Origin of the sequence: Lysobacter hankyongensis (assembly GCF_039543145.1) — a bacterium.
GTDB classification, from domain to species: domain Bacteria; phylum Pseudomonadota; class Gammaproteobacteria; order Xanthomonadales; family Xanthomonadaceae; genus Lysobacter_I; species Lysobacter_I hankyongensis.
The window spans coordinates 130,531-149,134 of sequence record NZ_BAABJE010000017.1 but is presented as its reverse complement, the minus strand read 5'-3'; the positions used below and the strand labels follow the sequence as shown (position 1 = coordinate 149,134).

Annotated in this window: 20 protein-coding genes; 8 read left to right on the top strand and 12 right to left on the bottom strand. The window is 69.7% G+C overall.

Annotation, left to right across the window (positions count from 1 at the left end):
• Positions 1-83: 83 nt before the first annotated feature.
• Positions 84-1,244, bottom strand: coding sequence for a Kelch repeat-containing protein (locus ABD974_RS15895; protein WP_345304315.1), 1,161 nt, complete (start codon positions 1,242-1,244; stop codon positions 84-86).
• Positions 1,245-1,598: 354 nt separating this feature from the next.
• Between ABD974_RS15895 and ABD974_RS15890 the strand changes: the two genes are divergently transcribed.
• Complete coding sequence (locus ABD974_RS15890; protein ID WP_345304314.1) at positions 1,599-1,829, top strand: hypothetical protein; 231 nt, start codon at positions 1,599-1,601, stop codon at positions 1,827-1,829.
• Between the two features lie 88 nt (positions 1,830-1,917).
• A complete protein-coding gene (locus tag ABD974_RS15885; protein ID WP_345304313.1) occupies positions 1,918-2,442 on the top strand; it encodes a GrpB family protein in 525 nt (174 codons plus the stop codon).
• A gap of 19 nt (positions 2,443-2,461) precedes the next feature.
• Here ABD974_RS15885 and ABD974_RS15880 read toward each other — a convergent pair whose 3' ends face one another.
• Positions 2,462-3,046, bottom strand: coding sequence for a hypothetical protein (locus ABD974_RS15880; protein WP_345304312.1), 585 nt, complete (start codon positions 3,044-3,046; stop codon positions 2,462-2,464).
• A gap of 124 nt (positions 3,047-3,170) precedes the next feature.
• On the opposite strand from ABD974_RS15880, the gene ABD974_RS15875 reads away from it, so the two are divergent.
• Positions 3,171-3,620 (top strand): hypothetical protein, encoded by a 450-nt coding sequence (locus tag ABD974_RS15875; RefSeq protein ID WP_345304311.1) that lies wholly within the window; start codon positions 3,171-3,173, stop codon positions 3,618-3,620.
• Between the two features lie 12 nt (positions 3,621-3,632).
• Here the strand turns inward: ABD974_RS15875 and ABD974_RS15870 are convergent, their stop codons facing one another.
• A complete protein-coding gene (locus ABD974_RS15870) occupies positions 3,633-4,271 on the bottom strand; it encodes a response regulator (protein ID WP_345304310.1) in 639 nt (212 codons plus the stop codon).
• Positions 4,268-5,476 carry a sensor histidine kinase gene (locus ABD974_RS15865; RefSeq protein WP_345304309.1) on the bottom strand — a complete coding sequence of 403 codons (1,209 nt, stop codon included), beginning with the start codon at positions 5,474-5,476 and terminating at the stop codon, positions 4,268-4,270. Before ABD974_RS15865 ends, ABD974_RS15870 begins: the two co-directional genes overlap by 4 nt.
• A 146-nt stretch (positions 5,477-5,622) precedes the next feature.
• Between ABD974_RS15865 and ABD974_RS15860 the strand changes: the two genes are divergently transcribed.
• Positions 5,623-6,330, top strand: coding sequence for a hypothetical protein (locus ABD974_RS15860; RefSeq protein WP_345304308.1), 708 nt, complete (start codon positions 5,623-5,625; stop codon positions 6,328-6,330).
• 40 nt (positions 6,331-6,370) lie between these two features.
• On the opposite strand, the gene ABD974_RS15855 is transcribed toward ABD974_RS15860, so the two are convergent.
• The 8 genes from ABD974_RS15855 to ABD974_RS15820 all read right to left on the bottom strand — a co-directional run bounded on the left by ABD974_RS15855 (position 6,371) and on the right by ABD974_RS15820 (position 14,827).
• Positions 6,371-7,609 (bottom strand): glycosyltransferase, encoded by a 1,239-nt coding sequence (locus ABD974_RS15855; protein WP_345304307.1) that lies wholly within the window; start codon positions 7,607-7,609, stop codon positions 6,371-6,373.
• A 10-nt stretch (positions 7,610-7,619) separates the two neighbouring features.
• The gene (locus ABD974_RS15850) at positions 7,620-8,210 is read right to left on the bottom strand and encodes a hypothetical protein (RefSeq protein ID WP_345304306.1); all 591 of its coding nucleotides are present in this window, start codon (positions 8,208-8,210) and stop codon (positions 7,620-7,622) included.
• Positions 8,207-9,451, bottom strand: coding sequence for a glycosyltransferase (locus tag ABD974_RS15845; RefSeq protein WP_345304305.1), 1,245 nt, complete (start codon positions 9,449-9,451; stop codon positions 8,207-8,209). The genes ABD974_RS15850 and ABD974_RS15845 overlap by 4 nt, the downstream gene beginning before the upstream one ends.
• Complete coding sequence (locus tag ABD974_RS15840) at positions 9,427-10,380, bottom strand: NAD-dependent epimerase/dehydratase family protein (RefSeq protein ID WP_345304304.1); 954 nt, start codon at positions 10,378-10,380, stop codon at positions 9,427-9,429. Before ABD974_RS15840 ends, ABD974_RS15845 begins: the two co-directional genes overlap by 25 nt.
• On the bottom strand, positions 10,377-11,267 hold the full coding sequence (locus ABD974_RS15835; protein WP_345304303.1) for an MBL fold metallo-hydrolase: 891 nt from the start codon (positions 11,265-11,267) through the stop codon (positions 10,377-10,379). The genes ABD974_RS15840 and ABD974_RS15835 overlap by 4 nt, the downstream gene beginning before the upstream one ends.
• A 23-nt stretch (positions 11,268-11,290) precedes the next feature.
• On the bottom strand, positions 11,291-12,298 hold the full coding sequence (locus ABD974_RS15830) for a 3-oxoacyl-[acyl-carrier-protein] synthase III C-terminal domain-containing protein (protein WP_345304302.1): 1,008 nt from the start codon (positions 12,296-12,298) through the stop codon (positions 11,291-11,293).
• A 134-nt stretch (positions 12,299-12,432) separates the two neighbouring features.
• Positions 12,433-13,590, bottom strand: a complete 1,158-nt coding sequence (locus ABD974_RS15825; protein WP_345304301.1) for an isovaleryl-CoA dehydrogenase — start codon at positions 13,588-13,590, stop codon at positions 12,433-12,435.
• A 136-nt stretch (positions 13,591-13,726) separates the two neighbouring features.
• Positions 13,727-14,827 carry a Glu/Leu/Phe/Val dehydrogenase dimerization domain-containing protein gene (locus ABD974_RS15820; protein WP_345304300.1) on the bottom strand — a complete coding sequence of 367 codons (1,101 nt, stop codon included), beginning with the start codon at positions 14,825-14,827 and terminating at the stop codon, positions 13,727-13,729.
• 328 nt (positions 14,828-15,155) lie between these two features.
• Here ABD974_RS15820 and ABD974_RS15815 point away from each other — a divergent pair, with 328 nt between their 5' ends.
• From ABD974_RS15815 to ABD974_RS15800, 4 genes are all read left to right on the top strand, one after another.
• On the top strand, positions 15,156-15,821 hold the full coding sequence (locus ABD974_RS15815) for a cupredoxin domain-containing protein (RefSeq protein ID WP_345304299.1): 666 nt from the start codon (positions 15,156-15,158) through the stop codon (positions 15,819-15,821).
• Positions 15,822-15,823: 2 nt separating this feature from the next.
• The gene (locus tag ABD974_RS15810) at positions 15,824-16,927 is read left to right on the top strand and encodes a hypothetical protein (protein WP_345304298.1); all 1,104 of its coding nucleotides are present in this window, start codon (positions 15,824-15,826) and stop codon (positions 16,925-16,927) included.
• Between the two features lie 105 nt (positions 16,928-17,032).
• On the top strand, positions 17,033-17,983 hold the full coding sequence (locus ABD974_RS15805; protein ID WP_345304297.1) for a DUF3034 family protein: 951 nt from the start codon (positions 17,033-17,035) through the stop codon (positions 17,981-17,983).
• Between the two features lie 14 nt (positions 17,984-17,997).
• Complete coding sequence (locus ABD974_RS15800; protein WP_345304296.1) at positions 17,998-18,516, top strand: group I truncated hemoglobin; 519 nt, start codon at positions 17,998-18,000, stop codon at positions 18,514-18,516.
• Positions 18,517-18,604 lie beyond the last annotated feature (88 nt).

The window sequence follows — 18,604 nt, the reverse complement described above, 5'->3', positions numbered from 1 at the left end:
CCGAATCCCGAATCCCGGACGCCGGACACGACGACGTGCAGGACGATGTCCTGCACGTCGCGTCGCATGCGCCGCGTCGCGGCTTACTCGGTGTAAAGCTCGCTGCTGGACAGCTTGACGTTGGTCGAGGTGCTGCCGCCGGCGAGCACGGCCTTGCCGTTGCCGGCGAGACCGGCGCCGAGCAGGTAGCGGCCCTGGGTCAGATTGCCTGCGCTGGACCAGGTGTTGGTCGCCGGATCGTAGAGCTGGGCCGCGGTGGTGGTGGCGGGCCAACCGCCGGCGATCAGCACTTTGCCGCTGGGCATGGTGATGGCGACATGCTGTTGCCGCGCCGCCGACAGCGCGCCGGCGCTGCTCCAGGTATTGGTCGCGGCGCTGTAGCGTTCCGTGCCGGTGATCGCGCCGTTGTTGCCGGCACCGCCGACCACCAGCAGATCGCCGTTGGCCAGCGCGGTCGCGGTATGCCAGGTGCGGACGGAGGCGAGGTTGCCGGCGGGGCTCCAGGTGTTGGTGGCCGGATCGTAGAGTTCGGCGCTGGAGAGCTTGATCCAGTTGAGACCTTCGCCGCCGGCGACCAGCACCTTGCCGTTGCTCAGCAGCGTCGCGGTGTGATCGCGGCGCGGCGTCGCCATCGGCGCGACCAGGGTCCAGGTGTTGGTCGTCGGGTTGTAACGCTCGACCGTCGTCTGCGGCGTGCCGCTGGTCACCGCGCCGCCGATCGCCAGCACGTCGCCGTTCTGCAGGGCGACGAGCGTGTGCGCGTAGCGGTTCTGGTTCAGCGGAGAGGCGATCGTCCACGCGTTGGTGGCGGGGTTGTAGATTTCGGCGGTGCTCTGGATGCCGGAACTGCCCAGACCGCCCGCGATCAGCACCTTGCCGTTCTGCAGCAGCGCGACACCGGGCAGATAATGCGGGGCGATGCTGTAGCTGCTCTGGGTCCACGTGTTGGTGGCGGGGTTGTAGAGATCGGCGGTGTAGAAGGCGAAGGCCGAGCGCTTCGCATCGCTGCCGCCCACCAGCATGACCCGGCCGTCGGCCAGCGACACCGAGCCGGCGCCGCCGCGGGCATTGGTCATGGCGGGACCCGCGGTCCAGCCCGCGGCGCTGGCGAGGCCCGAGGCGGCGAAGCAGGCGGTGAGGGTGGCGGTGGCGAGCAGTCGCCGGGAAACCGTGAGGCGGGAATGGGTGCGATGGGGAGCGGTGCGACGCGAAGCGGTGTGGCGGACAGGGTACGTCGTTGTCATGGTCGTCCTTTGCGTTCTGAAGTGGAGAAGCGCATCGCGCGCGTCGCATGGGCCGCCTGGAGGCGGCCACGACGTCGTCGCGTGGCATGCGGCGATTCGGGATGTGGTCGATCGGACCGCGTGCGGCCCATTCTTGAGCCGTCGAATCGCCGACCGCCATGATCGCCCGACGATGTATCGCGGATTGAGACTGCGCGTATCGATGCGCATGCCGCCCTCCGCACGCGGATCGCTGCGTCGCCAGGCGATGCGTGGCCGACGCGCGCGGCGCCGGAATGTGACGATGGCTGACGACACATGCGCGCATGGGGACGGGTTGCGATCCTCTCTGCGCAGCCCAACCGGAGCGGTGACATGGCATCCCGTCCCTCGATCGTCTTCCTGAAAGCCCTGAGCGGATTTCTGATCGGCATGAACGCGTTCGCGCTGATCGTGCTCGTGTTCGCGTTCGGACTGGGATTCGGGACTTCAGAACAACGATGGGAATGGTTCTGGCATCTGGGCTTGTCGATGCTCGTGCAGTTGCCGCTGCTGGTCATGGTGCGGCAGGCGGAGCGCCGGGAGCGCGAGCGTTCGAAGCCTTAGCCCGCCGCTCGGTCGCTGGACCGCGATCCCTCGAAGCGGTCATGCTGTGTCGTCCGCCGCTCGTTCTCCAACCCGCAGGCTCGTCCGGATGTCGCAGGTCGTTGTCGATCCGTATTCCACCCGATGGCCGGTCGTGTTCGATACCGTCCGCGACGAGTTGTCGTCCGCGCTCGTCCCGGTCGAGGCGACGATCGAGCATATCGGCAGCACCTCGGTGCCCGGCCTCGCGGCGAAACCGGTCGTCGATGTGCTGGTGGGCGTGCGCGCGCTCGCCGACGTCGAGTCGAGGATCGCCGCGCTCGGTGCCTGCGGTTACGACTACATCCGCAAGTACGAGCGCGAGTTGCCGATGCGGCGGTATTTCGTGAAGCCGTCGGTGTCGTCGCTGCGCATCCACGTGCATGCGGTCGAGCGGGGCTCACGGTTGTGGCGCGAGCACCGCGCGTTCCGCGATGCGCTGCGCGCGGATGCCGGGCTGCGCGCGCGCTATCAGCAGCTGAAGCTCCAGCTCGCGGCGGCGCATGCCGACGACAAGTCGGCCTACACCGCGGCGAAGGCGCCCTTCATCCAGTCGGTGCTGGCTTCGCTCGCCGATGCCGGCGAGCGCGACTGATCGCGACGATGCGCGGCCTTCAATCGTCGTCACACTGCGCCAGCATGGCTTCGATCGACGTGCCCGTGCCCGGCAGCGCGTTCCAGCAGGCCTGGCCTTCGCGGCATTGCGTCATGTAGGCCCAGTGCGCGACCTGCCGGGTGTCGCTGCCGGTCGCCATCTGCATCGCGAACGCCCAGCCGTCGGGCGTTTCGCTCATCTCGCCGGTGCCGCTGGTGATGCTCGGCCGCCCGCGCGCGGGCTGCGAATTGAAAGCGATGTACACGCGGCCGGCCGGCGTGATCGAACCGATCATGTACTGGCACATCGCCGATCCGTCATCGAGCTGGGCCACGGCCGGGCCGAAAAAATAGCCGTTTTCGAAACGTTCGATGTGCCAGACCGTCTGGTCGCTCACCTCGGTGGCGGCGGCCGGGTCGTCGGTGTTCCATCGATAGGCCGGGAGATAGGCGGTCGGGACGTACCAGTAGGTGCCGCCCTCCGCGCCGACCCAGGCCCAGCGCGAGGCGGTGGACGATGCGGCCGTCGGCGCATCGGCGGCCTGCGCGACGGTCGACAGCGACAGCGCGCAGATCAGCAGGGAACGGGGAAGCAGACGGGTCATGTCGCAGGTCCTTTGCGTGCGCCGGCAGCCGGCGGTATCAGCGTAGCGGAATGACGATGCTGATGGGCGAGTGCGATGGGCGGGTTACCATGCGCGCTCTTCCGATGACGACGCTGGAGCGGTCGTGAACGTGCTCAGGACTTTGTCGCTGTTGTTCGTCGCGCTGTGGGCCGCTGCGGTCCGGGCGCAGGTGCCAACGGCACCGTCCGCGGCCACGCCGCCGGTCGCCGCGACGGCCGGAAGTGATCCCGCGAGCGAGGTCGGGAGCGAGCCTGAGCCGGATGCTCCCGCGCCCGGCGAAAAGCGCGAAGGCATCGACAAGGCCGCCGCCATCGCCCAGTGCGCGCGTCCCGAGTATCGCGGCTGTCTGGCGCTGGATGTCGCCGGATGCGAGGCGGTCACCGCGGTCGCCGTGGACAAGGCGAACGCCGAAGTCGATGCGCTCGCCGCGAAACGCACGGAGGAAGAGATCCAGTCGCCGTTCTTCCAGGGCATGGCGCTCGGCGTCTACATCCGGCACATGGATGCGGGCACCGACGGGCGCTTCATGGCCTGCATGCAGCAGCGGGAATAGGCGGCCTGCCGCTCACAACAACCGTTGCGTGATCGCCTTCAGCACCGCATGCGTGCGGTCGCGACAGTCCAGTTTCACCAGCAGTTCGGAGACGTAGTTCTTCACCGTGCCTTCGGACAGATGCAGGCTGCGGCCGATCTCCTTGTTCGAGTAGCCGCCGGCCACCAGGCGCAGGATCGAACGCTCGCGTTCGGTCAGGCGCACCGCGCTGTCGACGACGGCCTCGCCGGTCCACGCCGCGCGCACCGGCCCCAGGCTCACCGGCTGCAGCAGGGTTTCGCCCGCGGCCACGCGCTGGATCGCGGCCTTCAGGTCTTCGGGCGACGCGTCCTTGAGCAGGAAGCCCTGCGCGCCGGCGTCCACCGCCTGCATCATCAGCCCGGGGTCGTCGAAGGTGGTGAGCAGGATCACCGGCGTGGCGTCGCCGCGTTCGCGCAGGGTGCGGATCAGGCCGATGCCGCCGAGACCGGGCATGCGGATGTCGCTGACGATCAGATCGACCGGGCGCTGCGGCAGGGCCGCGAGCAGGCGCTCGGCGTCGCTGCATTCCAGCGCGATCTCGACGCCGAGATCGGCGAGCAGGCTCGACAGCCCGCGCAGCACCAGCGCCTGGTCGTCGCACAGCGCGATGCGCACCGCGCGCGCGCTCATGCCGTGCGCTCCGGCAGGCGGGCGAGCACGCGCAGGCCGCGCGGCGGCGTCGGCACCAGCTCGAGCGTGCCGCCGAGCGCGGCGATGCGCTCGCGCATGCCGGTGAGGCCGTTGCCGGCGTCGATCTTCGCCGGCGCGATGCCGTCGTTCGCCACCGCGAGTTCCAGCACGCCGCGGTTGCGATCCAGGCGCACGACGATGCGGCTCGCACGGCCGTGGCGCAGGGCATTGGTGATCGCCTCCTGCGCGCAGCGCAGCAGCGCTTCGGCCTGATCGAGATCGTCGACGCGCAGGCCGTCTTCGACATCGACCTCGATCCGCGTGCCCGCCACCGGATGCGCCAGCGCTTCCAGCGCCGCGCGCAGATCGAGCCCGTCGTGCGCGCGCAGCGTCGACACCACCTGGCGGATCTGGCCGAGCAGTTCGTCCGCCAGCGTCGCCGACATGCGGACCTCCTCGCGTTCGGCGAGCGCCGGGTCGCGCGCCAGCCGGGCGAGATTCAATTTCAGCGCGGTCAGCGAATGCCCGGCGACATCGTGCAGTTCGCGCGAGAGTTTGAGGCGTTCGCCGGAGCGCGCGGATTCTTCCAGCAACCGTCGCGTCGCCAGCAGTTCGGCATTGACCCGCGCCAGATGCTCGCGGGCGAGTTCGCGGCTGCCGGCGTAGTGGCCGGTCAGCGCGGCGAAGGCCTGGAAGCCGAGCACCGGCAACAGCGACAGCAGCACCGGCGGCAGCGAGCCCGCACGTTCGAACCACATCGCGCCGATCGCCACGTTGAGCGCGAGCATGTAGGCGACGAAGGCCCGCATCGGCCACAGCAGCACCATCTGGCCGGCGACGATGATCAACAGCACCGCGGTCTGCCCCCCGCGCAGCGACCATTCCGCGAGCAGCACCAGCAGCCCTTCGGCGGCGACCAGCCACGGCACGCGCTGCATGCCGGCGGACACGGCGCGGGCGGCGCAGGCGACGAACAGCGCGAGGAAGGCGAGCAGTGCGGTGACACCGAGCCATTCGCGCGGATCGCCCGCGCGCAGTTCGGCGAAATCGATCACCGCCAGGCACACCGCCAGCCAGGTCACGTAGGCGGCGATGTTCAGCGGCGTGAACAGGCGCTGCGCGCAACTGCCGTGATGCGGCTGCAGCAGACTCGGCACGTGGCCGTCCAGGGCGGTGGTGTCCGACGCGGTGACGGGATCGTTCATGGCCGACAGCATGGCAGCGGCGCGACGCGCGGGGAAGGTGCGCGCTGTGGGAGGTGACTTTTCTCACCCCTCGCGGGTGACCTCGGGCATGTGGGCCGAGAGGCGGGCGATCCGGAGACTGTGCCCATCCTTTCCGGAGTCTCGCCATGGAAACCGCCTATCAGTCGTTGCTGCTCGTTCACGGCCTCTGCGGCCTCGTCGCCCTGATCACGTTCTGGGTCGCGGCGTTCGCGAAAAAGGGCTCGCCGCTGCATCTGCGCGTGGGCAGGACCTACCTGCTGTCGATGATCGGCATCGTCCTCACCGCCCTGCCGATGGCCGCGATCATCGCCGGCAAGGGCAAGCCGGGCATCGCGACGTTCCTGGTCTATCTGGTGGTCATCACCGCGAGCGGGATGTGGCTGGGCTGGCGCGCGGTGAAGCGCAAGCGCGATCAGCCGGCGTTCCGCGATCGCGCCTATGTCGTCGTCGCCGCGCTCAATCTGCTGGCCTCCGCGATCGTGTTCGCGATCGGCCTGCAGATGTCGCAGCCGCTGCTGATGGGCTTCAGCGCGGTCGGCACGATCACCGGCGTGCAGATGCTGATGCGTCGCGCACGGCCGATGGACACGCCGCGCTGGTGGCTGCAGGAACACTTCAGCGCGATGATCGGCTGCGGCGTCGCCACCCACATCGCGTTCCTGGCGATCGGCCTGGACCGGATCATCCGCGCGGTCGGCATCGATCCGCCGTCGTGGTATCACCTGATCGCGTGGTTCCTGCCGCTGTCGCTGTCGTTCGTTGTCGCCGCGTGGCTCAAGCGCAAGTACATGCCGAAGAGCAACGGCGGCGCGGCGGTGATGCAGCGCGCCTGATCCGCATCGTCTCCGCGCAGTGCGAACGAAGCATGGGCGATCACACGCCGAGTCGCGCGCGCACCAACGACACCACCTGCGCCTCGGCCTCGCCGGGGCGCAGCGCGTCGACGAAGCGATCTGGATGCAGGCCATGCTCGCCATCGAGCACGCGTCGCAGCGCAGGTGCGATGTCGCGGGCGTCGCGCAGCCGCAGCGCCACGCCGGCCGCGTCCAGCCGCGCGGCGTGATCGAACTGGTCGTAATCCTTCGGCAACACCAGCGCCGGCACGCCGGCGCGCAGGCATTCCCACATCACCCCGGCGCCGCCGTGATGCAGCACCGCGCGCATCCGCGGGATCCACGTCGGATAATCGATCCACGCATGGCGCCGCAGCGCGGCGTGGGCGGTGTCCGCCGCGTCATCCAGGCGGCCATCGCTGAAATGCAATCGCAGTTGCGGCATCGTGCGCGCGATGCCGTCCAGCGTCGCGGCCAGCGGATCCTTGGCGAAGCCCAGATGCGTGCCCAGCGTCGCCAGCACCTGCGGCGCGTCGTCGTCCGGCGGCGGCGCGCCGATGCCGGGCGGGCTCCACAGCATCGGGCCGACGAAACGCAGCGCCTGCGGCCAGTCGCGTTCGAATTCGAGCGCGCGCAATCCAAGCCCCAGGATGCATTCGTCCGAATACGCCGCTTCGCTGCCGTCGTCGCGATACAGCGATGGAAAGCCGAGCCCGCGCAGCCGTTGCCGATGCAGGCGATGCACGCTGCGTTTGAATGTGCGAACCGCACTCGCCGCGACCGCGTCGCGCGCGCGGCCGAATATGCCGACGCCCGGCATCCAGCCGCCGACATACGCCGGCGGGCCCCCGCGCGCTTCGATCACGCACGGCGACGGATGCGAGGTCCACCACGGAATGCCGCGCCTGCGCGCCACGGCGCCGGCTACCGGCAGGGTGAAGTCGGCGATCAGCAGATCCGGGCGTCGTCCGGCGTAGCGCGCAACGAGCGCGGCGGCGAAGGCGTCCAGAAGATCCAGACTGCGCTGGAACTGCGCGTGCAGGCGCAGCGGATGCGCGCCGACCGGATGCGGCGGATCGGTGATCGCATGCAGCGCCGCGTCGGCGCCGGGCACCACGGCGATGCCGGCCAGACCGGCGGCGCGGATCCGCGCCTGCGCGGCGTCGGTGGAGATCACGGTGATGTCGGCGATCTCGCGCAGCGCGCGACCGATGGCGAGGATCGGATGCAGATGTCCCGCGAACGGCGGCGCCAGCAGATCGATCTTCGGGCGATTCATGTCGGCCGGTTCATGCCGCGCCCCGCAGCCACGCGAGATGCGCGCGCGCGGCTTCGACCACCGCGTTGCCGCCGAGATAATCCATGTGCCCGTGATCGACCGCGATGGGGCGCGGTCCGTCGGCCGGACCGAGCCACGCGGCGATGCGGTCGCGACGGCCGCGCAGCTGGCTGCCGTGAATGCCGGCCGGCCAGCGTGGCGCGACCCCGCCGTAACTCACCGCCCGCAGTCGCGCGCGCTGCGTGGCATCGAACGGTGCGATCAGCGCGTCGAGCACCGCCAGCCCGCAACTGCCGACCAGCAGCAGCGTGCGCGGCGCGGCGAGCAGATGCGCGCGCGCGGCTTCGCGTTCGGGCGTCGACAGGCTCGGCACATCGCCGCGGTGCGCCGCGAGATACTGTCGACCGTTGGCGACGCTGGCGCGAAGCAGCGGCACCGCGCGCCACGGCGCGGTGTCGGCGGCCCACGGAAAATTGTGCGGCAGCAGATCGACGTCTCCGGCGTGCGGCGCCAGTGCATCGAGCGTCGCGCACTGCGCCGGCGACAGCGCGCAGCGGCCGGGATCGCTCTGGCCGGTGAGGAAGGCGATCCGCGGCTTCATCCGATCTTCCCGGCTGGATCGATGTCCTCGAAGCGGTCGTTCGCGTGGACCCGGTAGCGATGCGCGCGCCAGCGGATGCGCCGGTCGACGAGCGCCTGCGCGAGATGCAGCGGCAGCAGAAGCGCGACCAGCAGCGAGGTCAGCGGCTGCATCGCGGCGGCGGCGCCGGCGCAGGCGCGCTGCAGCGCGCGTCGGCCGACGACGTGCAGCAGCAGCCCCGCCGACAGCGCGACCGCGCCGGGCCACGTCGGCAGCAGCGCGAAGGCCAGCAGCGACAGCCACGGCGCGCAGGTCGGCAGTCCCTGGCCGAAGGCGATCCGCAGCCGCGACGGCCACGGTTCGCTGCGCACCAGCAGCAGCGCGAACAGCATCCAGCGATGCATCTGGCGCACGTAGGCGACGACATCCGGCAGGTCTGTGCGCAGCCAGACCGGTTCGCTGCGCTGTTCGATGCATCCGCCCGCGGCCAGCACCGCGCGCGCCATCGCCAGATCGTCGGTGAGGTGCCGCAGCCGCGGGGCGAAACCGTCGATCGCCTGCAGCGCGTCGCGACGCATCGCCCAGCACATGCCGTTGATCGTCGGTGTGCGCGCGCCGAGCCGCGGCGGCAGATAGGTGACCGCGGCGCTGTCGTTGACGAAGCGGGCGAGCAGGCGCGCACCCGCGCCGCGTGCGGGCAGATAGATCGGCAATGCGGTGGTGATGACCGGCGGACCATCGCCATCGCCGAGCGCCGTCGTCAGCGCCTCCAGCGTCGCCGCCGGCAGGCGCGCGTCGTCGTCGAGCACCAGCACGACATCGCCGCGGCACTGCGCGAGCGCGCGATCGAGCTTGAACAGTTTCGGATTGACGCCCTGCAGGCAGGGCGGATGTACGCTCACCGCGACCTGCGCGGCCAGTGCGGGCTGCATGCGCAGCGCGGCGCGCACGGCGCTCGCCGCGGCGGTGTCGTCCTCGTCGATCAGCCAGTGCAGGCGTGCGCCGCGGCCGCCGAGCGTGCGCAGGCTCGCGCCCAGCGCCTCCGACAGCGACGGATCGCCGCTGCGGATCGGCTGCAGCGCATCGACGTGCGCGAATCGCTGCGCATCGTCCGCATGTGCGGGCGATGTCGAACGCGGCATCGCGCGCAGCGCACGCCATGCGGCCAGCTGCCGCCACAGTTCCAGCACCGGCCAGGACAGGCATGCGGCGAGGGCGATGAGATTCACGCCGACGCTCATGCCGGTTGCGCCTTCTGCCACGCGACGAAGGTCTCGATGCCTTCGGCCAGCGTCTGCGACGGTGGGCCGAGCACCGCGCGCGCCTTCGCGATGTCGAAGGTCTTGCTGAAGCTGAGTACATCGATGCCGAAGCGCGTCACCGGCGGTTCGCCGCGCAGCGGCAGCGCGGTCCAGGCGAGTTCGGCCGCATGCGCCGCGGCGCGCGCGACGCGATACGACACCGTGCGCGTCGGCGGCGGCAGATCCAGCCGGCGGAAGATGTCGGCGATGAACGCCTGCATCGGCACCGGCTCGCCGTGGCTGAGATTGAATGCGCCCACCGCGTCGGACCGCTGCGCCGCGCGCAGCATGTAGTCGGCCAGCGCGTCGACGCTGATGAGGTCGCCGACCGCCGGCGGCCCATCGCGCACGATCCGCGGCAGCCGGCCGCGTTTCGCCGCCGCCAGCAGGCGCGGGAACAGCACCGTGTCGCCGGGACCGAACACCGCGCGCGGACGCAGGATGGTCCAGGCGCCGGGATAGTCGCGCACGAGGGTTTCGCCCGCGGCCTTGGTCTCGGCGTAGGTGTTCGCGAAGGCCGGGCCGATCGGATCGTCCTCGCGGATGCCGAGTTGATCGCAGGGCCGGTAATGCACCGAGCTCGACGAGATGTAGATCAGTTTCGGGAGGTCGTGCGCCCGGCACCAGTCGATCACGTGGCGGGTCGCATCGACGTTGTGGCGCAGGTATTCGCGGCGCGGCGCGAACGGCGACGACAGCGCCGCGGCGTGGATCACCACGTCCGGCGTGAAGTCGAGGTTGAACGGCCGCGACAGATCCACCGCGCGGTAATCGGCGTCGGCCATGGCGCGACGGCCGACGCCCAGCAGCTCCAGCCCGGGCATGTCGCGGAAGCGCTGCATGAAGCGCCCGCCGATGAAGCCCGATGCGCCGGTGAGCAGGATCTTCATGCGGCCGATCCGGAGCCGATGTCCGCGCGCGCGTCATCGCGCATCGAGGACGGCAATGCGCGATAGCTCGCTTCGCAGTGCGACGGCAGCATCGCGATGCCGTCGTCGCCATGGCGCCTCGCGGCGTCGAAGATGCGATGCAGGCGCAGGCGGGTGACGACATGCGCGCCCGGACTGTCGACCAGCAGGCGTGTCGGCCACGCGGGGGCGCGAGGTTCGCTGATTTCGGCGCGCCACCAGACCGCGTCGCCGACCATGAGCCATTCGCGATCGTCCTCGTGGCGCAGCAACAGACCGTAGTGCCCGCGTGCATGCCCCGGCAGCGGCACCGCGTACAGACTGCCGTCGCCGATCAGATCGAAACCGGCGCCGAGCGCCGACCAGCGGCCGGGCAGGGCACGGCTGGCATGCGCTTCGATGCTGCGGTGCCGTTGCGCGAAATCGTCCGGCAGCAGCGCAGGCAGATAGCCGCGGCGCAGAAGCCGGAACCGGCCGGTGTCGCGCACGTGGTGCAGCGCCTCATCGCCACACCAGATCGCCGCGTTCGGCAGATCGCGCAGACCGGCGATGTGGTCGCCGTGCAGATGCGATGCGAAGACCGCCGCGATGTCGTGCAGGGCCAGGCCGTGGCGGGCGAGCTGCGCCTGCAGGCACTCTTCCGGCGGCAGCGTCACCGGCGTGGCCCATCGATACAGGTGTTCCGGGAAGCCCGATGTCGCGCGCAGGAAGTGCTCGGCGTAGCCGGTATCGAACAGGATCGCGCCTGCGACGGGATGGCGGATCAGGCCGACCAGCGCCGGGAATTCCGCGAACTTCCACGCGCCGCCGCTGATCGCCACGCACTCGGGGTGACGGCAATGGCCGACGCGCAGGACGTGCAGGCGCACGCGCGGGAACGGGCGATCCGCGCTCACAGCCGCAGCACCGCGCCGCCGAGGGTCACGCCAGCGGCGGTGCCGACCAGCAGCGCGGTATCGCCCGGGCGCAGTCGACCGGAGGCCAGCGCGTGATGCAGCGCCGTCGGCAGCGACGCCGAGACCTGGTTGCCGTGGCTGGCGAAGATGTCCTCCACCCGATCCCGCGACACGCCGATGCGCTTGAACACGTGCTGCATGCCGAGCAGCGAGGCCTGATGCGGCACCACCCGATCGATCGCGGCGAGATCGACGCCGGCCTCGTCGAGCAGCGCGCCGACGAAGCGGTCGAACTGTTCCGCCGCGACCCGATACAAACGCTTGCCGTCCATGCGGAAGGTGCAGACCTCGGCGTAATCGCCATCGTGGCGCGACGGCGGCAGGCGCGAGCCCCCGCCGGGAATCTCGCAGGCATGCGCCGCTTCCGACCAGGTTTCGAAGCGCGCGGCGAGCAGCGCCGGCGGCGCAGCCTGTTGCGATGTGTCCGCGGTGAGCACCGCCGCGGCGGCGCCGTCGCCGAACAGGCCGAGGCTGTCGATGTCGTTGGGATCCAGCGCGCGCGAAGCCAGATCGCAGGAGGTCAGCAGCACGCGGCGATAGCGGCCGTCCGCGAGCAGCGACGCGACCAGATCCAGCCCCATCAGGAAGCCGAGGCAACTGGCGTTGACGTCGAAGGCGGGCACGCGCGACAGGCCCAGCGCGCGATGCACCAGCGCGGCATTGCAGGGCATCGCTTGGTCGAGGCTGGCGTTGGCGCAGATCACCGCGTCGATGTCGTCGCGCGCGAGCCCTGCGGCCTGCAGCGCCGTGAGCGCGGCCTCCGCGGCGACCTCGGCGGCGTTGCGATCCGGCTCGATGCCGCGGCGCGCCACGCCGGTGCGGGCCTCCACCGTGCCGGGCGCGAGCCCGAGACGCGCGTCGAGCGCGGTGCTCGGCAGCCACTGCGCCGGCGTCGACAGGCCGGTACCGAGGATGCGCAGCGGACGGGAGCGATTCGATGGCATGGCGGGGCGCGTCGGGGAGTGCGCGCAATGTAGCGTGTCGCGCCGGAATGCGCCCGCCGTCGCGACCGGTCGCGGCGGGCGATACCGGCCGGCGATGCGGTCGCGACTTCGGCTTGCAGTTTCGACGCGCGACGTCAGCTGTTGCCGTTGAACAGCTCGCGGCCGATCAGCATCCGGCGGATTTCGTTGGTGCCGGCGCCGATGGCGTACAGCTTCGCGTCGCGCAGGATGCGGCCGGTCGGATACTCGTTGATGTAGCCGTTGCCGCCGAGGGTCTGGATCGCTTCCAGCGCGACCTGCACCGCCGATTCCGATGCGTGCAGCAGGCAACTGGCGGCGTCGATGCGGCTCTTGCTGCCCGCGTCGTAGTCGCGCGCGATCTGGTAGGCGAAGGCGCGGCTGGACTGCAGCGCGGTGTACATGTCGGCGATCTTCGCCTGCATGATCCCGAAGGTGCCGATCGCCTGGCCGAACTGGCGGCGTTCGCGCACGTAGGGCAGGGCGATGTCGAGCGCGGCCTGCATCAGGCCGATCGGGCCGCCGCTGAGCACGAGGCGTTCGGTGTTCAGGCCGCTCATCAGCACCTTGACGCCGTTGTTCACGTCGCCCAGCACGTTTTCGGCGGGAATCTCGCAGTTGCGGAACACCAGCTCGCAGGTGTTGCTGCCGCGCATGCCCAGCTTGTCCAGCTTCTGTGCGGTACTGAAGCCGGGCATGCCGCGCTCGACGATGAAGGCGGTCATGCACTTCGAGCCCAGCTCGCGGCTGGCGGTGCGCATGTAGACCACCAGCACGTCGGCCTCGGGGCCGTTGGTGATCCACATCTTGTTGCCGTTGGCGATCCACACGTCGCCCTTGAGTTCGGCGCGGCAGCTCATCGAACCGACCACGTCGGAACCCGCGCCGGGCTCGCTCATCGCCAGCGCGCCCTTCCACTCGCCGCTGCACAATTTCGGCAGGTATTTGCGGCGCTGCGCTTCGTTGGCGTTGACGTAGAGATTGCTGACGCACAGGTTCGAATGCGCGCCGTAGCTCAGGCCGACCGAGCCGGACGCGCGCGAGATTTCCTCCATCGCCACCAGATGCGCGAGATAGCCCATCTCGCTGCCGCCGTACTCGCCCGGCACGGTCATGCCCAGCAGCCCCAGTTCGCCGAGTTTCGGCCACAGGTCCTGCGGGAACGCGTTCTCTTCGTCGATCCTGGCTGCACGCGGCGCGATTTCCGCGTCCGCGAAACGGCGGACCGCATCGCGCAGCGCATCGATGTCTTCACCCAGCGGAAACGGACGCATCACAACCTCTACTTTGAGGGAGCCATAGCCCCCCTTTGGTAAAGGGGGGCGCCGCGACAGCGGCAGGGGATTCGGAAGAACTGAGCGGGGGCCGAGTTCGTGAAACGAACTTGGGCTGAAACAGGCGAAGCCTGTTTCAGTGACCGCGCATGCGACCCAGGAAACGCGGCGCGGTGCGGCCCATCGGCAGCTTCAGCTTGCCGATCGCCGAAATGCGCTCTTCCGCCAGACGATCGGCGGCGCGATAGGTCGGAATGTTGTCGCGGTCGGAGATTTCGTAGATGCGCGCGAGGTTGTGGTAGATCGTGCGCATCATCCGCATCGCGCGCTCGCGGTTGTAGCCGTCGATCTCCAGCGACACGTTCATCACCCCGCCCGCGTTCACCGCGTAGTCCGGCGCGTAGACGATGCCGCGCTTCATCACTTCGTCGCCGATCGCGTTGTTGGCCAGCTGGTTGTTGGCGGCGCCGCAGATGATCTTGGCCTTCAGGCGCGGCAGGGTCTGCTCGTTGACGGTGCCGCCCAGCGCGCACGGCGAGTACACGTCGGCGGGCACATCGTAGATCTCGTCCGGGGCCACCGCTTCGGCGCCGTAGTCTTCCACCGCGCGCTCGACCAGTTCGCGGTTGATGTCGGTGACGAAGATCTTCGCGCCGCGTTCCTTCAGCAGTTTCACGAACTCCATGCCGACGTGGCCGAGGCCCTGCACCGCGTAGCTGTGGCGACCGACTTCCTCGTCGCCGTACTTCTTGTTGAGCGTGGCCATCAGGCCCTGCAGCGTGCCGTAGGCGGTGAACGGCGAGGGATCGCCCGAGCCGCCGTGCACCTGGTGCACGCCGGTGACGTATTCGGTTTCGCGATACACGTATTCCATGTCGTTGACGTCGATGCCGACGTCTTCGGCGGTGATGTAGCGGCCGCCCAGCGAATCGACGAACTTGCCGAACGCGCGGAACAGCGCTTCGGACTTGTCCTTCGACGGATCGCCGATGATCACCGCCTTGCCGCCGCCGATGTTCAGGCCGGCGACCGCGTTCTTGTAGGTCATGCCGCGCGAGAGACGCAGCACGTCGTTCAGCGCGTCCTGCTCGGTCTTGTACGGCCACATCCGCAGGCCGCCGAGGGCCGGGCCGAGCACCGTGTTGTGGATCGCGATGATGGCCTTCAGCCCCGCGTCCTTGTTGTGGCAGAACACGACCTGTTCGTGGCCGTTGTTTTCGATGTGTTCGAAGATCATCGGAAGCTCCTGTGCGCGGGCGTCGGACGGTTCCGATACGCCGAGGTATGTTGCAAGTCGTTGAATCGAAAGGTCTCGACGACTCGGTGGCGTGGCCGTCGCCGGCCGCAGGCGCGCAAGTGTAATGCAATCGAATACAGCGGGCGCGTGACCGCGGTCCCCGTCGCCGGGGCGCCTTGAGCGCGTCCGGCATCACCCTGCATCCGGACGGCCGTCACACCCGTATGCCCTGTCGTGGCTTCGATGAAAGCGCGCGTCGTGCGCCATCGGAACGGACCATCAACACCGGCCATCAGCACGGATCGTCGGAACAGGGGAGAGAGACGGAATGAGATCGATCAGGGCGCTGGCCTGCGTCGCAGGCGGGCTGTTCATGTTGGCTTTGCAGGTCCACGCGGCGCCGGAAGGCGCGAAATCCACCGCCAACATCGAGGGCCGCCTCGAACTGGCGGCCGGTGGCGGACAAACCGTCGAGAAGGGTGAAGTCGCGGACGGCGTGGTGTATTTCCTGCCGAAGGCCGGGACCACGCCGCCGCGGCCGGGACGCTTCAGCGTCGACACCCGCAGCAAGGGCTTCTCGCCCGCGGTGCTCGCGGTGCCGGTCGGCAGCACGGTGGCGTTTCCGAACTCGGACACCATCTTGCACAACGTGTTTTCGCGCAGCGGCAGCAACGGTTTCGATCTCGGCTTCTACGGTCCCGGGCAGGCGCGGCAGCACACGTTTGGCCGCGCCGGTCTGGTGCTGGTGAACTGCAGCGTGCATCAGTCGATGCGCGCGAACATCCTGGTGCTCGCGACGCCGCATTACGTGCGGCCCGATCGCAACGGCCGCTTCCGCCTTGAAGGCGTGCCGCAGGGCCCGGGCACGCTGGTCTTCTGGCATCCGCGCGGTGCGCCCACCAGCCTGCAGCTGGACGCGCCCGGCCCGGTGCCGAAGCAGCGCATCGTCGCCACCAAGCCGCCGCTGGTCGCCGGCCAACACGAGGGGCACTGATCATGCGCTCGCCTTACGCCGTTTTTTCAGCGCTGTTGATCGTCGTCGCCGCTTCGGCGGCCCTCGCCATCGGCGCCTGGCACGAGGCGCGGTTGTCGCGCGCGCTCGCCGCCGAGGATCTGCGCGGCCTGCGCGCGATGCATCGCGTGGTCGAACAGCAGCACGCGCGAGAAACCGCGCTGCGCGCCGAGATGATCGCCGGCAACCAGGCCGTCACCGGTTACATCGGACAGGCGCTCGATGGCGCGCTGCCGGGCATCGAGCCCGACTACACCTCGGTCGTGGATCTGCTCGAAGAACGCCGCGCGCAGCTGGGCCTGTCGATGGTGGCCATCCTCGGTGCCGACGGCCAGGTGCTGGCATCCACCGACCGGCTCACCGGCCCGCTCTCGTTCGGCGACTCGCCGCTGTTCCGCGAGGTGCGCGAACGCAAGCTCGCGCGCGGCGGGCTGCTGGTGGAGGGCGAGCGCCTGATGGACATGCTGGTGCTGCCGCTCGCGGAATACGGCTTCAGCGAAATCTATCTGCTGGTCGCGTCGCCGGTGGATCAGCGTTTTGTGCAGTCGATCGCCGATGGCATCGATGCGGGTCCGAGTGCCGACACGCAGGCCGTCGACAGGCGCGGCGTCGACATCGCGGTCGTCGCGCAGGGCCCGCAGGGCGATCGGATTGCCGCGACCACGCTCGCCGCCAAACCCGCCACCGCCCTGCCGCTGAACCTGCCCGCCAACGCCGCCGCGTCCGCCACGCTCGACATCGACGGCATGGCTCGCGCGGCGGTTGCGGTTCCGCTGTTCGGCGATGCCAGGGCCCGCGTGCTGCTGATCTCGGCGCCCGACAGCGGCGTGGCCACGCGCGCCGCCGCACGACTGCCGCTGCTGGTCGGCGGCGCGGCCCTGTTGTTCGCGTTGCTGGTCGCGCTGTGGTGGATCCGTCGCCGCTGGTGGGCGCCGTTCGACGCCTTGTCGCGCCTCGTGATCTACGCCGCCGACAGCGGCGACCTGCATCTGAAGGCGCCGGTCGCGGGCGTCGCGCCGGTCGCGCGTCTGGCCGATGCGTTCAACCGCCTGTGCGCGCGCGCCGCGGCGGCCATCGCGAAACCGTGATCGAAACACCGTGACGCGCGACGGCGTCGGCATGCGCCGGCGTCGAACCGCTGCGGCCACGTTCTGCCCACATTCCCAGCCATATTCCACCAAGGACATCGAACGATGCCGCTGAATCCGACTCCGACCCTGTTTCCCCTGCGCCGATGCGTGGCCGCCTGCGCGCTCGCGCTGCTGGCGATGCCCGCGTTCGCACAGGAGCTGTCCGACCTCGATCCGGGCGAAGACCCCGCGACCGTCGAGCCCGCCAATCCGAAGACCGGCGGCAAGCTGCTGCTCACCGCGGGCGTGACCCAGGTCGAGGGCGCGGCCGGCGGCGGGCTCACGCCGTGGGCCACGATCGGCGGTTATGGCGAACGCGGCCAGATCGGCGCCAACGCCTTCTATACCCGCGTGGATGTCGACGATTACGGTCTCGAAAGCTACGGCGCGATGGTCGGCTTCCACGATCGCGTCGAACTGAGCGTGTCGCGCCAGGTGTTCGACACGCAGGACGTGGGCGCGGCGCTCGGCCTCGGCCAGGGTTTCGAGATTTCGCAGGACACCCTCGGCGTGAAGGTGAAGCTGTTCGGCGACGCCATCCTCGAACAGGATCGCTGGCTGCCGCAGGTCGCGCTCGGCGTGCAGCGCAAGCGCAACGACCGCGGTGCGCTGGTGCGCGCGATCGGCGCGAAGGACGACAGCGGCACCGATGTCTATCTCAGCGCCACCAAGCTCTACCTCGACAAGAGCCTGCTGCTGAACGCCACCGTGCGCTTCACCGAAGCCAACCAGTTCGGCATTCTCGGCTTCGGCGGCGACCGCAACGATGGCCGGTCCGCGCAGTTCGAGGGCTCGGTGGCGTATCTGCTCGACCGCCGCTTCGCGATCGGCGCCGAATACCGCACCAAGCCCGACAACCTCAACATCGCTGACGAAGACGACGCCTGGGACGTGTTCGCGGCCTGGACCCCGAATCGCCATGTGTCGCTGACCGTCGCCTACGTCGACCTCGGCAACATCGTCATCCGCGATCGCCAGCGCGGCGTCTACGCCTCGCTGCAGGTCGGCTTCTGAATCCGGAGAACCCCATGTCCACGACACGATTTTCGATCGCGCTCGCTTCTATCCCGCACGCTTCGATCGCGCGGTCTCTCGCCGCGCTGCCGCTGCTCGTCGCCGGCATCTGCTTCGATGCCTCCGCGCAGTCCGCCGCGGGCCCGGCGCCCGATCCCGCACCGGTGCATCCGGAACTGACCGGCGTCTACGAACAGTTCGGCGGCGCGCCCGGCATGGCCGCGCTGATGGATGAATTCATGGCGATCCTGCTCGAAGACCCGCGCATGCGTCCGTTCTTCGAGAAGGTCGATCACGACCGGGTCAAGCGCCAGCTCGCCGAGCAGTTCTGCGCGATCCTCGGCGGCGGCTGCGCCTACAGCGGACGCGACATGCGCGAGACGCATGCGGGCTTCGCCATCGACCGCGCCGATTTCAACGCCCTGGTCGAAGACCTGCAGATCGCGATGGATCGCCGCGGCATCCCGTTCCGCGCGCAGAACCGGCTGCTGGCGATCCTGGCGCCGATGCATCGCGAAGTGATCAATCGCTGAGCGCTTGATCGAAACCTTGCGACGGCATCGGTAGAGGGGCATGACCCCTCACCGAAGCCCCTGTGGGAGCGACGGAAGTCGCGACGCT

Bases quoted from the DNA above. Each gene is read 5' to 3' on its own strand.
- ABD974_RS15895 (WP_345304315.1), bottom strand. From the start codon at position 1,244: ATGACAACGACGTACCCTGTCCGCCACACCGCTTCGCGTCGCACCGCT.
- ABD974_RS15890 (WP_345304314.1), top strand. From the start codon at position 1,599: ATGGCATCCCGTCCCTCGATCGTCTTCCTGAAAGCCCTGAGCGGATTT.
- ABD974_RS15885 (WP_345304313.1), top strand. From the start codon at position 1,918: ATGTCGCAGGTCGTTGTCGATCCGTATTCCACCCGATGGCCGGTCGTG.
- ABD974_RS15880 (WP_345304312.1), bottom strand. From the start codon at position 3,046: ATGACCCGTCTGCTTCCCCGTTCCCTGCTGATCTGCGCGCTGTCGCTG.
- ABD974_RS15870 (WP_345304310.1), bottom strand. From the start codon at position 4,271: ATGAGCGCGCGCGCGGTGCGCATCGCGCTGTGCGACGACCAGGCGCTG.
- ABD974_RS15865 (WP_345304309.1), bottom strand. From the start codon at position 5,476: ATGAACGATCCCGTCACCGCGTCGGACACCACCGCCCTGGACGGCCAC.
- ABD974_RS15860 (WP_345304308.1), top strand. From the start codon at position 5,623: ATGGAAACCGCCTATCAGTCGTTGCTGCTCGTTCACGGCCTCTGCGGC.
- ABD974_RS15855 (WP_345304307.1), bottom strand. From the start codon at position 7,609: ATGAATCGCCCGAAGATCGATCTGCTGGCGCCGCCGTTCGCGGGACAT.
- ABD974_RS15850 (WP_345304306.1), bottom strand. From the start codon at position 8,210: ATGAAGCCGCGGATCGCCTTCCTCACCGGCCAGAGCGATCCCGGCCGC.
- ABD974_RS15840 (WP_345304304.1), bottom strand. From the start codon at position 10,380: ATGAAGATCCTGCTCACCGGCGCATCGGGCTTCATCGGCGGGCGCTTC.
- ABD974_RS15830 (WP_345304302.1), bottom strand. From the start codon at position 12,298: ATGCCATCGAATCGCTCCCGTCCGCTGCGCATCCTCGGTACCGGCCTG.
- ABD974_RS15825 (WP_345304301.1), bottom strand. From the start codon at position 13,590: ATGCGTCCGTTTCCGCTGGGTGAAGACATCGATGCGCTGCGCGATGCG.
- ABD974_RS15820 (WP_345304300.1), bottom strand. From the start codon at position 14,827: ATGATCTTCGAACACATCGAAAACAACGGCCACGAACAGGTCGTGTTC.
- ABD974_RS15815 (WP_345304299.1), top strand. From the start codon at position 15,156: ATGAGATCGATCAGGGCGCTGGCCTGCGTCGCAGGCGGGCTGTTCATG.
- ABD974_RS15810 (WP_345304298.1), top strand. From the start codon at position 15,824: ATGCGCTCGCCTTACGCCGTTTTTTCAGCGCTGTTGATCGTCGTCGCC.
- ABD974_RS15805 (WP_345304297.1), top strand. From the start codon at position 17,033: ATGCCGCTGAATCCGACTCCGACCCTGTTTCCCCTGCGCCGATGCGTG.
- ABD974_RS15800 (WP_345304296.1), top strand. From the start codon at position 17,998: ATGTCCACGACACGATTTTCGATCGCGCTCGCTTCTATCCCGCACGCT.